Origin of the sequence: Roseomonas mucosa ATCC BAA-692, assembly GCF_000622225.1 — a bacterium.
Classification (GTDB): Bacteria; Pseudomonadota; Alphaproteobacteria; order Acetobacterales; family Acetobacteraceae; genus Roseomonas; species Roseomonas mucosa.
Genome location: NZ_JHWD01000016.1, coordinates 107799 through 118444 on the forward strand (window position 1 = coordinate 107799; position 10646 = coordinate 118444).

11 protein-coding genes and 1 pseudogene are annotated in these 10646 nt (G+C 67.1%); 6 read left to right on the plus strand and 6 right to left on the minus strand.

Features of this window, described 5'->3' with window-relative positions:
* Positions 1–19: 19 nt before the first annotated feature.
* Genes BT98_RS0114940 through BT98_RS0114955 form a run of 4 tightly spaced genes read right to left on the minus strand, consistent with a single transcriptional unit; the run spans position 20 to position 3744 of the window.
* The gene (locus BT98_RS0114940) at positions 20–1186 is read right to left on the minus strand and encodes an acyl-CoA dehydrogenase family protein (protein WP_019462523.1); all 1167 of its coding nucleotides are present in this window, start codon (positions 1184–1186) and stop codon (positions 20–22) included.
* A complete protein-coding gene (locus BT98_RS0114945; RefSeq protein WP_019462522.1) occupies positions 1183–2367 on the minus strand; it encodes a CaiB/BaiF CoA transferase family protein in 1185 nt (394 codons plus the stop codon). The genes BT98_RS0114940 and BT98_RS0114945 overlap by 4 nt, the downstream gene beginning before the upstream one ends.
* 7 nt (positions 2368–2374) lie before the next feature.
* The gene (locus BT98_RS0114950) at positions 2375–3340 is read right to left on the minus strand and encodes a Bug family tripartite tricarboxylate transporter substrate binding protein (protein WP_019462521.1); all 966 of its coding nucleotides are present in this window, start codon (positions 3338–3340) and stop codon (positions 2375–2377) included.
* Complete coding sequence (locus tag BT98_RS0114955; RefSeq protein WP_019462520.1) at positions 3337–3744, minus strand: cupin domain-containing protein; 408 nt, start codon at positions 3742–3744, stop codon at positions 3337–3339. The genes BT98_RS0114950 and BT98_RS0114955 overlap by 4 nt, the downstream gene beginning before the upstream one ends.
* Before the next feature lie 110 nt (positions 3745–3854).
* Here BT98_RS0114955 and BT98_RS0114960 point away from each other — a divergent pair, with 110 nt between their 5' ends.
* Complete coding sequence (locus BT98_RS0114960) at positions 3855–4790, plus strand: LysR family transcriptional regulator (RefSeq protein ID WP_019462519.1); 936 nt, start codon at positions 3855–3857, stop codon at positions 4788–4790.
* A 221-nt stretch (positions 4791–5011) separates the two neighbouring features.
* On the opposite strand, the gene BT98_RS0114965 is transcribed toward BT98_RS0114960, so the two are convergent.
* Positions 5012–5938: a LysR family transcriptional regulator gene (locus BT98_RS0114965; RefSeq protein WP_019462518.1), complete on the minus strand. Its 927-nt coding sequence runs from the start codon at positions 5936–5938 to the stop codon at positions 5012–5014.
* A 106-nt stretch (positions 5939–6044) separates the two neighbouring features.
* On the opposite strand from BT98_RS0114965, the gene BT98_RS0114970 reads away from it, so the two are divergent.
* From BT98_RS0114970 to BT98_RS0114985, 4 genes are all read left to right on the plus strand, one after another.
* Positions 6045–6824: an SDR family oxidoreductase gene (locus BT98_RS0114970; RefSeq protein ID WP_026033449.1), complete on the plus strand. Its 780-nt coding sequence runs from the start codon at positions 6045–6047 to the stop codon at positions 6822–6824.
* 201 nt (positions 6825–7025) lie between these two features.
* Positions 7026–7274, plus strand: coding sequence for a hypothetical protein (locus BT98_RS24565; RefSeq protein WP_019462516.1), 249 nt, complete (start codon positions 7026–7028; stop codon positions 7272–7274).
* A 23-nt stretch (positions 7275–7297) separates the two neighbouring features.
* Positions 7298–8680: a hypothetical protein gene (locus BT98_RS24570; RefSeq protein ID WP_019462515.1), complete on the plus strand. Its 1383-nt coding sequence runs from the start codon at positions 7298–7300 to the stop codon at positions 8678–8680.
* Entirely contained in the window at positions 8677–9891 is a 1215-nt protein-coding gene (locus tag BT98_RS0114985) for an MFS transporter (protein ID WP_019462514.1), read from the plus strand. The genes BT98_RS24570 and BT98_RS0114985 overlap by 4 nt, the downstream gene beginning before the upstream one ends.
* Before the next feature lie 131 nt (positions 9892–10022).
* Here the strand turns inward: BT98_RS0114985 and BT98_RS27820 are convergent, their stop codons facing one another.
* Positions 10023–10535 carry a LysR substrate-binding domain-containing protein gene (locus BT98_RS27820; RefSeq protein WP_211254396.1) on the minus strand — a complete coding sequence of 171 codons (513 nt, stop codon included), beginning with the start codon at positions 10533–10535 and terminating at the stop codon, positions 10023–10025.
* Here BT98_RS27820 and BT98_RS28120 point away from each other — a divergent pair.
* Positions 10471–10646 (plus strand): annotated as a pseudogene (locus tag BT98_RS28120) (IS21 family transposase); the annotation flags it as partial. The gene BT98_RS27820 and the pseudogene BT98_RS28120 overlap by 65 nt on opposite strands.

Genomic DNA, 10646 nt, shown 5'->3' on the forward strand with positions numbered 1-10646 from the left:
GGACGCTGTGCCGCGCGCGTCAGTAGGACTTGGGCAGGCCCAGGACCTTCTCGGCGATGAAGCAGAGGATAAGCTGCGGGCTGACCGGGGCGATGCGCGGGATCATGACCTCCCGCAGATAGCGTTCGACATGGTATTCGCGTGCGTAGCCGAAGCCGCCATGTGTCATCACCGCCTGCTGGCAGGCCTTGAAGCCAGCCTCCGCCGCCAGGTACTTCGCGGCATTCGCCTCGGCGGCGCAGGAAAGGCCCTGATCGTAGCGCCAGGCGGCATTCAGGATCATCATCCGCGCCGCCTGCAGTTCCATCCAGTTGGCCGCCAGCGGGTGCTGGATCGCCTGGTTCTGGCCGATGGGGCGGCCGAAGACCACGCGCTCGCTGGCGTAGCGCGTGGCACGTTCCAGCGCGACGAGGCCCAGCCCGGCAGCCTCGGCGGCGATCAGGATGCGCTCCGGGTTCAGCCCGTGCAGGATGTACTCGAACCCCCTGCCCTCATCCCCGATCCGGTCCTCGACGGGAACTTCCAGGTTGTCGAAGAAGACCTCGTTGGAATCGACCGCCTTGCGGCCCATCTTCTCGATCTCGCGGACCTGGACGCGCGCTCGGTCGAGCGTGGTGTAGAAGAGGCTCAGCCCTTCGGTGCGGCGCCGCACCTGCTCGACCGGCGTGGTGCGGGCGAGGAGCAACACCTTTTCCGCCACCTGTGCCGTGGAGATCCAGATCTTCTGGCCATTCACGACATAGCGGTCGCCCCGCCGCTCCGCCCGGGTACGGAGCTGTGTCGTGTCCAGTCCGGCGTTGGGTTCGGTCACGGCAAAGCAGGCCCGCTCCCGTCCCTCGATCAGCGGCGGCAGCATGCGGCGCTTCTGTGCCTCATTGCCGAAGACCACCACGGGATTCAGGCCGAAGATGTTCATGTGCACCGCCGAGGCCCCGGTCATCCCGGCGCCCGACTGGGCGATCGTCTGCATCATGATGGCCGCTTCGGTGATGCCCAGGCCGCCGCCGCCATATTCCTCCGGCATGCAGATGCCGAGCCAGCCGTCACGGGCCAGCGCCTGGTGGAAATCCGTAGGGAAGCCGCCTTCACGGTCGCGCTGCAGCCAGTACTCGTCGCCGAAGCCGGCACAGATGCGCGCGACGGCCTCCTGCACGGCTTCCTGCTCCGGGCTCAAGGCGAAATTCATGTCTGGTCTCCTTTGCCTGGCGCGGCAGGCTTCGCTTTCCATGCCGCCCGGCGCGCCGCATCCACGCCCTGGGCTTCCGCCGTGGCGGTGCGGAAGGCGGGGGGCGGGCCGGGCGGGTCCGGCGGCGTGGCCGACCAGCGGCCGAAGGGCGCCGTGGTCCGGAGCCGGGAGCCATCGGGCAGCGGCACCTGCCGCCAGAAGCCCGTGGCGCGCAGATGCGGGTCCTCCAGCAGGGACTCGACATCATTCACTGCGGAGACGGGGATGTCAGCCTCGCAAAGGCTGCGCATCCATTCTCCGGTGTCACGGTGGGACAGGGCTTCCGCCACCAGGCCATAGGCATGATCGATATTCGCCTGCCGCGCCACGTGATCGCGCAGGCGCGGATCGTCCGCGAGTTCCTGCTCCCGCCCCAGCAGGGCGAAGAACCTTCGCCAGTGCGCCTCCGTGTAAAGCAGCACGGCGATCCAGCCGTCCCGCGTGCGGTAGGGGCGGCGGTGCGGCGACATGAGCCGGGGATAGTAGGGCCCGCCTTCCGGCGGATCGAAGCTGAGCCCTCCCAGATGGTCGCTGGCGACCAGATCGGTGAAGGTCTCGAACATCGGGACCTCCACCTCCTGCGCCACACCGGTGCGTGCGCGACAGGCAACGGCAGCCACGATGGCGAAGGCGAGATGAGCCCCCACGACCCGGTCGACCAGGGTCATGGGCACATAGGCCGGTGCCCCGCCGGACGCGCGGCCCATCGTCGCCGCCAGGCCGCTGGCGGCCTGGATCAGGTCGTCATAGGCTGGCCGCCCGGAACAGGGGCCGCCCGGCCCGTAGCCATAGGCGCTGGCCACGATCAGCCCGGGATTCACGGGGTCCAGGTCGGCCTTGCGCAGGCCCAGCCGGGCCGCGGCCTCGGGCCGCATGTTGTGCACCAGCACATCCGCCTCCGCGGCGAGTTGGTGCAGGCGCTGCTGGCCCTCGGCTGATTTCAGGTCCAGGACGAGGCCACGCTTGCTGCGGTTCAGGTGGGCGAAGATCGCGCCGCCCTGGCCGGCTCTGCGCATGATGTCGCCTCCCGGCGGCTCCAGCTTCAGCACATCGGCACCGAGGTCCGCGAGCAGGCGGGTGGCATAGGGTCCCATCACGACCGTGCTGGCATCCAGGACGCGGATGCCCGAAAGTGCCGTCATCGCCGGATCACTCCTTCTCGATCCCGGCGGCTTCGATCAGCTGCCGCCATTGGACGAGCTCGGCCTGGACGAACTGCCCCAGTTCATGCGGCGTGCCGGAGAAGGCCTCGAAGCCGATATCGGCGAAGCGCCTGCGGACCTCGGGCCGCTCGATCGCGCCACGGATGGCGGCGTTGAGGGTCGCGGTTGCTTCTGGCGGCATCCGCGCCGGGCCGAAGACACCGTTCCAGGAGGTGATGTCGAAATCGGGCAGCCCGGCCTCCGCCATGGAGGGCGTGTCCGGCATCAGGGTGGAACGGGTGCGGGTGCTCATCGCCAGGACGCGGAGCTTGCCGGCCTGGATGTTGGAAAGCCCGGCTGCGATATCCACGAACATGCAGGTGACGCGCCCGGCCATCACATCGGTCATCGCCGGCGGCGTGCTGCGGTAGGGGACGTGCAGCATCTCGACACCGCCCATGCGGGCCATCGTCGCGCCTGCCACGATCCCGGTGCTGTTGCCGCTGGCGTAGGTCACCTCGCCCGGCTTGCGGCGCGCCATGGCGAGGAGCTCCTGCAGGCTGCGGGCCGGGACCTGTTCCCCCACCACCAGCATGAAGGGCAGGTTCCCGACCCGTGCCACCGGCGTGAAATCCGCGACCGGATCATAGTCGATGCGCTTCATCAGCGACGGGTTGGCGGAATGCGTGGTGTTGGTTGTCACGAAGAGGGTCGTGCCGTCCGGCGCGGCCCGTGCGGCGGCCTGCGCGGCGATGCTGCCATTGGCCCCCGCGCGATTGTCCACCACCACGGGCACCCCGAGCGGCTTGGCCAGCAGATCGGCCAGGATGCGCGCGACGGCATCGGTGCCGCTGCCGCCGGCAAAGGGCACCAGCAGCGTGACCGTATGTGCCGGGCGCCAGGCCTGTGCCCGCGCCCGCGCCAGGGGAAACGCCGCCCCTGCCGCGCCGAGCAGGGTCCGCCGCGCGATCATGCCCGTGCCTCCACGCGACGGGCGACCCTGGCCGGGTCCTCGCCATAAGGCGGCGAATAGATCACCAGCACATGCACCGGGTCCTCGCTGACCACGGTGAAGACATGTTCCTCGCCTGCCGGGAAGAAGCACATCTCGCCGGGGCCGATCTCGCGGCTCAGGCCGGTGATCTCGACGCGCGCCCGGCCGCGCAGGATGTAGCAGGCCTGCTCCATGCCCGGATGCGCATGGGGCTGGGCGCCGCTCCCCTTCTCGATGACCCCGAGAAGCACCTCCATCAATTCCGCGCCGACCGTTTCCGGCGCGATCAGGCGGCGGTTCACGGTGCCGGTGTGGTTGGCGGGGCTGTAGGCACGCACCTCATCGGGCCGCACGAAATAGTTCCGCGGTGGCGTTCCGGACATCTTTCACTCCCTGGGCGCCCCATTCCTGGGGGCGCCTCTGCGCAGGTAGTTCGGAGCCGCAGGGCCGATAAATCAATTGAAAGTTTATGCGCTGGCTATAATGTTTTTCTATGTCCATCACGCTGAAGGGTCTGCGCGCCTTCACCACCGTGTTGCGCTACGGCAGCTTCACCCGCGCCGCGAGCCTTCTGAACATCACGCAGCCAGCCCTGACGGTGCAGATCCGGCAGCTGGAGGACGCAGTGGGCCTGAAGTTGCTCGATCGTATGCCGCATGGTGCCGAACCCACCGCGGCGGGACGGGAGTTCGCCCGGTCGCTGGAACCACTGCTGCAGGAGCTGGAGCACAGCGTCACGAACCTGCAGGACCTTGCTGCACGCCGGCGTGGCGTGGTGCGCGTTGCCGCCCTGCCCTCGGTCGCCGCCGGCCTGCTTCCTGCGGCCATGGCACGGCTGCATGCCACGCATCCCCAACTCAAGATCCGACTGAGGGAGGCGGTAACGCGGCAGGTCTATGAGCGGGTCCGTTCCGATCAGGTGGATATCGGCATTGCCAGCGATCTCGCACCGGGCGAAGCCTTCTCGACCGAACCGCTGTTCCGCGACCAGATCATTGCCTTGCTGCCGCCGCGCCATCCATTGATGCGGCGCCGCAGCATCACGCTGGCGCATCTGGCGGAGGAACCGCTGCTGCTTCTCGAAACGGACAGCAGCATCCGGCAACTGGTGGATGACGCCTTCGCGCGCATCGGCAAGCTGGTCTCGCCGGCGCAGGAGGCCACCTATTCCAGCACCCTGGTCGGCATGGCGCGGGCGGGGCTGGGCATCGCCCTGCTTCCCTCCACCGCGGCGGAGCTGCGTATGGCACCTGAACTCGCCGCACGGCCGCTGGGGCCGCCGGTTGTCGGACGCGCCGTTATCCTGATCTGGCGGGCCGGGCGCTCGCTTTCCCCTGCCGCGCAGGCCTTCGCCGAGGCATTGCGGGAGGAGGCCGGGCAGTTCGGAGGCACTGTCATGCCGAGGAGCCGTCCGGTGCGTCCGGCATGACGTTCCGTCCCACCGCCCCGGCGAACAGCGCAGGCGGAGTGCGCCTCGGCCAGCGTAACGCTCCTCCACGGGGCGACCGTGCCGTCGGTCGATCCGGAATCCTGCATCACCGCATCACCTGAAGCCGGTCTGGGATGCTGGACCGGACGCTCAAGGCTGCCTGGGACAGCGCGGCGGCAGTCATCCGGGCTGCCCCGCCTCACCATTCCGACCACCGCCCGTCAGCTGGCAGCACCCTGCGCATCGGGCCACGGTGCCGTGGCCTCGGCGATGATGCTGGCCAGCCAGTCCGCAAAAACCTGGGTCCTGCGGGGAAGGTGTCGCCGGTGGGGAAACAGCAAGGTCATCGGCATCGGTGCGGCGCGATGGTGTGGAAGCACTTCGACCAGTGCGCCGGTCGCAATCTGGTCACGGACATCATAGGCCGGGATCTGGATAAGGCCCAGTCCGGCCAGGCAGCAGGCAATGTAGGCCTCGGCACTGTTGACGGTGACACGTCCCGTGACCGTGCGAAAACATGCCTGCTGATGCTCGATCCACTCGAATGTTTCGACCCGGTCCGTCGATGGTGATGCGTAGAGAACCATGTGGTGGCGATCGAGATCGGCAGGCTCCCTCGGGATGCCGTGGCGCGCCAGATAGGAGGGGCTGGCCACGTTGATCAGTGGCAACTCGCCCAGCGAACGGGCGATCATTCCTGAATCGGCCAGTGGTCCGACGCGCAGCACACAGTCGGCGGCTTCCTCCAGCAGGTTGATCGCACGGTCCGAGACACCGAGCATGACGTCGATGTTGGGATAGCGATCGAGAAACTCGGGCAAGCGCGGGGCGACGATCAGCCGGCCAATCCGGCCAGGCAGGTCGACGCGCAACTTGCCATGAGGGTCACCGCTGGGCCGGAACAGCGTTTCCGCTTCCTCCACCTCCTCCAGCACACGGCGGCAGCGCTCGTGAAAGGCGATGCCTTCCTGCGTGGTTGTCACTTTTCTGGTCGTGCGGTGGAGCAACCTGGCTCCGACCCGTGCCTCCAGTTCCTGGATGGCGATGGACACTGATGAGCGGGAGATGCCCACGACATCGGCGGCCCGTGAGAAGCTGCCGCAGTCAACGACCTGGACGAAGATGCGGAAGAGTTCGATGCGATCCATAGGTCATTGTTTATGAAATCGAACATATGATGTCATGTCTTGCGTATTTATCCCGATTCATGGAACTATAAAATTTGCCCTGTCTTTTGACCTGATGGGGCATACGATGGCCGATCACAGCCACAGCATCTCCGGCAAAGTCGTCCTGATAGCAGGCGGTGCGAAGAACCTGGGTGGCCTGCTGGCCCGCGACCTCGCCGCCCATGGTGCCAGGGCGGTCGCGATCCACTACAACAGCAACTCGGCGAAAGCCGAAGCCGAGCAGACCGTCGCGGCGATCCAGAGGACGGGCGCCAGGGCTTTCTCGTTCCAGGCGGACCTCACCACGGCAGGGGCGATGGAGAAGCTGTTCACGGATGCCAAGGCCGCAATGGGCAGCATCGACATCGCGGTGAACACGGTCGGCAAGGTGCTCAAGAAGCCGATGAGCGAGGTCAGCGAAGCCGAGTTCGACGAGATGAGCGCGGTCAACTCGAAGGCCGCCTTCTTCTTCCTGAAGGAAGCCGGCAAGGCCGTCAGCGACAATGGCAAGATATGCACGCTGGTGACGTCGTTGCTGGGCGCCTACACGCCCTTCTACGCCGCCTATGCCGGCACCAAGGCGCCCGTCGAGCATTACACGCGCGCGGCGTCCAAGGAGCTTGGCGGGCGCGGCATCTCGGTCACCGCCATCGGCCCCGGCCCGATGGATACGCCCTTCTTCTATCCGGCCGAAGGCGCCGACGCGGTCGCCTACCACAAGTCCGCGGCAGCGCTGTCGCCTTCATCGAAGACCGGCCTGACCGATATCGAGGACATCGTCCCTTGGATCCGCTTTCTCGTCTCCGAAGGGTGGTGGATGACCGGTCAGACGATCCTCGTGAACGGCGGGTATACGACGAAGTAGCAGGGCAGTCCGTCCACGGTGCCGGCATAACTCTGGCTTGACGCCCGCTTTCGAGGACGGGTGTCGCCGACGATCATGGCCATGGCTGGGGAGATAGCGTGTTGGCAGGGGTATGCTCAGGCTCGCCTGCCGATCCGACGTTGAACAAACCCTGATATCCACTCATAACTACATTAAAAAATGGACCGGAGAACAGGCCCCATGCCGCGTATCCTGCTTCCTCTCGTTGTGCTGCTTCCGCTTGCCGGTTGTGGCCTGGACGCGGCACTGGACCGTATGGTTCAAGCCGACGATCAGAAGGTTTGCGACGGCTTCGGCTTCCAGAGAGGGACGGACGCCTATGCAAACTGCATGATGCAGCAGGCCGCACAGCGCGAGGAAGAAACCCAGCGGGGGATGGACCGCAGCCAGCTTGAGGCCGCCGCGAAGAAGCTTCGTGACAAGCACTGACACAATGCTGTAGCGCGGCTGTCATGATCCGACTGGCTTTCCTGTTGCTCGGGGCGCAGGCCCTGCGCCGTCAGTGGGCCCTGCTTGCCGCCGCCGGTGCCGCCTGGATGGTACTCGGCGTACTGATCCTGATCGACCTATCCGATGGCCACTTGGTCGTGCTCACCGACACGCTCGGCATCCTCGTGGGCATCAAGGGCTTCGTAGAAGCCTGCAGCGCCCTCGTTCTGGGCCTGCGCCGCAACTGGCTGCTGCTGTTGCGTGGCCTCGGGCTGATGCTGACCGGCTTCCTCGTCGCCGATATTCCCTGGGACAACAACATCGGCAGTACGCTCCTCTTCGGCACTGCCTTCCTGCTCGATGGCCTGTTCCGCATCGCCTCGGCCTTCTACGTCCATGCCACCACCCGCTGGCGTCTCGGCATCCTCGCTGGCCTTGCCGAGATCGGCCTCAGCGTCCTGGTCTTTACCGACTGGCCTGTTCCGCATCGCCTGACGGTTCCCTTCTGCCTGGCCTTGCTGCTGCTCAGCTCAGGCTGGTCGCTGCTGGTGATGGGTCTTCAACTCCGCCGTCTGTCGCCCACCGCCTCGGTCACTGCCCTGCCGCTCTACGCTGCCCGCAACTGGCATGCACGCGGCCCGGTGCGCCCGGAGGAGACGGAGCCGGTCTCCGCACCGCCCGATGCTCTCCTGCGCGTCCATGCCTGGACACCGCTGGGCTCGGCCGAGCAGCCCCGCCGCCGGCCTGTGCTGGATCGCTACATCGCCGCCGTGGACCGGAAAGGAGTGGTTTCCACCGGCCACATGGCCCTGGAACTGCCGCCTGATCTCTACATCAGCCATTATCCGGCGGTGGAGATCGATCGCGATCCCGCCCACTTCCTTCGCGCCTTCAACGCTGGCCCGCATAACGACGTACCCGGCCGCTTCCTCCCCTCTCATGCGGAGGAGGTGGCCGGCTGGTGTCCGCCGGATAGCGGCGTGACCTTCCATCGCTTCAACGCCCCCGCGCTCCGCGCCTTCTGGGCCGTCTATGCCCGGGACAATACCTACAACCTGACCGCCCGGAACTGCTCTTCCGCGGTGGTCCTGGCCCTTGATGCCGCGATGGAGGGGGCCCTGGCCGGGCGCAATCCCTGGCTCCGCCTCGCCCGCCTGCTGGCCGACCCCAACTTCTGGATGATGCGCCTGGTCCGTGGCCGGGCCGAGCTGATGACCTGGACGCCCGGTCTCGCGCTCGACTACGCCCGCCTTCTGCAACGGGTTGCCGAGGACGGCGACCAGCGCTGGCGGCACCGCCTGCTGGGGGCACTGCGGGCCCATCGCCGGTTCGCCTCGCGCCGCAAGACCTTGAGCGGCGTCACCTCGGGCTTCGGCGCAGATGAGCGTAACAGTGACGGCGTATGAGCAAGGCTTCCGACCTCAGGCCGCCCGGCGCCACCCCGGCCGTGGGCAGTGAAGCGCAAGGCACCGCCGCGGCTCAGGCCACGGTGATCCTGACCGCCACCATCTTCGGCCTGACCTATGGGCTCAGTGCTCCCCTCATCGCCCTGAACCTTGCAGCCGACGGCTTTGACGAGACGGCGATCGGCCTCAACGCGGCCATGCATGCACTCGGCGTGCTGCTGATCGCACCCCTGTTGCCCCGCCTGGCCTTCCGCCTCGGCCCGCGCCGCCTGGCTCTCTGCGCGCTGATGGCCTCCGCCGCCCTCCTGGCCCTCTTTCCCGCCATGCCCACCCCCTGGCTCTGGTTCCCGCTGCGCCTGCTGCTCGGAATGGCTTCCGAGTCCCTTTTCGTGGTGTCGGAAACCTGGCTGAACACGCTGACGGCGGAAGCCACCCGCGCCCGCACCATGGCCACCTACACCGCAGCCCTGTCTTCCGGCTTTGCCCTTGGTCCGCTTCTGCTGGTGGCCATGGGCAGCACCGGTCCCGCTTCATTCCTGGTCGGCGCCCTGCTGGCGCTGGCCGCCTTCATGGTGGTCTTGCTGGGCCGCGCCGCTTCCCCGCCCCTGGAACCTTCCGGGCGCTCCACTCCCGTGCGCTTTCTTCTCATGGCTCCGGTCGCGGTTGCCGCCACCGCCCTGAACGCCGCGTTGGAAACCGCCGGGCTCAGCCTGCTTGCTCTCTATGCCATGCGCCTCGGATGGGCCGAGATCCCCGCTACCCTGTTGATCTCCACGCTTCTGATCGGTGCCATCCTGCTGCAGCTTCCGATCGGCTGGCTGGGTGACCGCATGGACCGCCGCCGTCTCATGCTCATCCTCTCCGTGGCCTCCGTCCTGGGGGCCCTCGTGTGGCCGCTGGTGCTGGACCATGGCTGGCTTGCCTATCCGCTGCTGTTCCTCTGGGGCGGCGTCTTCGTCGGCCTCTACACCTTGGCCATCACCATCGTCGGCAGCCGCTTCTCAGGCGGAGACCTCGTCGGCATCTACGCCGTGATGTCGGTCGCCTGGGGCTTCGGTGCCCTGGCCGGTCCGCCCCTGGGCGGCTTCGCCATGGGCCTCACCCTCCATGGCCTTCCCATCTTCGCCGCCCTCGCCTGCTTTGCCTTCGTGCTTGTCCTGTTGCGCCGGGAACGCGGGCATCCAGCTTCGCGCCCTTCAAGGCGCCCCTGACCAGGCTCCTCGGGGGAAAGCCGCCTGGAAGGTCTCGGCTTCCGATAGGCCAATGAGCAGGGCCACGACTTCGCGGTACCCTTCGGCATTGCAGGTCCGGCGATTGTCGCCGTGACCGAGATGGCAGGGCATCAGACCCCGAAGGCGATGCCTTCCCGCCGGTAGATGTCCTTCACCAGTTGCAGCAGCAGGGCGATCTCCGGCGAGCGGTCGCCTTTGCGCGTGCTCATGATCACCGGCGATACCGCCTTCTCCTTGATAGGGCGATAGGCGACATTGTCGCGCCGCAGCGTCTCGACCGAGGCTGGGACGAGGCAGATGCCACTTTCCGCCGCGACCAAGCCCAGCGCCGTCTGCAACTCCCGCATCTCGTGCACCACGGCGGGGCGCAATCCATGGTCGCGGAACAGCGCCAGGACCTGGTCGGCGAAGCTGGGCCGGGGCGTCTTCGGATAGACGATCAGCTGTGGATCGGCATGGAATAGGAACCCTGTTGGAGGGGTGATCGGCGTCCAAACGGGACCCCACTGACGGCGGGGTTCACAGTGGTTTCCGGGATGATCGGGAGCCAGTGCTGGGATGCTGGTCGTGGAGACAGTGGCAAAGATCCGGCGCCTGCACCGGGTGCAGGGCAAGTCGATCAAGGCGATCTGTCGTGAGCTCGGGATTTCGCGAAAGGTGGTCCGGAAGGTTCTGCGGTCCGGGGAGACGGAATTCCGCTACAGCCGGGCGCGGCAGCCGCAGCCCAAGCTGGG

Excerpts from the sequence above, each read along its gene's own strand:
- BT98_RS0114950 (WP_019462521.1), bottom strand. The coding sequence starts at position 3,340 with ATGATCGCGCGGCGGACCCTGCTCGGCGCGGCAGGGGCGGCGTTTCCC.
- BT98_RS0114940 (WP_019462523.1), bottom strand. The coding sequence starts at position 1,186 with ATGAATTTCGCCTTGAGCCCGGAGCAGGAAGCCGTGCAGGAGGCCGTC.
- BT98_RS0114985 (WP_019462514.1), top strand. The coding sequence starts at position 8,677 with ATGAGCAAGGCTTCCGACCTCAGGCCGCCCGGCGCCACCCCGGCCGTG.
- BT98_RS0114965 (WP_019462518.1), bottom strand. The coding sequence starts at position 5,938 with ATGGATCGCATCGAACTCTTCCGCATCTTCGTCCAGGTCGTTGACTGC.
- BT98_RS0114960 (WP_019462519.1), top strand. The coding sequence starts at position 3,855 with ATGTCCATCACGCTGAAGGGTCTGCGCGCCTTCACCACCGTGTTGCGC.
- BT98_RS0114955 (WP_019462520.1), bottom strand. The coding sequence starts at position 3,744 with ATGTCCGGAACGCCACCGCGGAACTATTTCGTGCGGCCCGATGAGGTG.
- BT98_RS0114945 (WP_019462522.1), bottom strand. The coding sequence starts at position 2,367 with ATGACGGCACTTTCGGGCATCCGCGTCCTGGATGCCAGCACGGTCGTG.
- BT98_RS24570 (WP_019462515.1), top strand. The coding sequence starts at position 7,298 with ATGATCCGACTGGCTTTCCTGTTGCTCGGGGCGCAGGCCCTGCGCCGT.
- BT98_RS0114970 (WP_026033449.1), top strand. The coding sequence starts at position 6,045 with ATGGCCGATCACAGCCACAGCATCTCCGGCAAAGTCGTCCTGATAGCA.
- BT98_RS24565 (WP_019462516.1), top strand. The coding sequence starts at position 7,026 with ATGCCGCGTATCCTGCTTCCTCTCGTTGTGCTGCTTCCGCTTGCCGGT.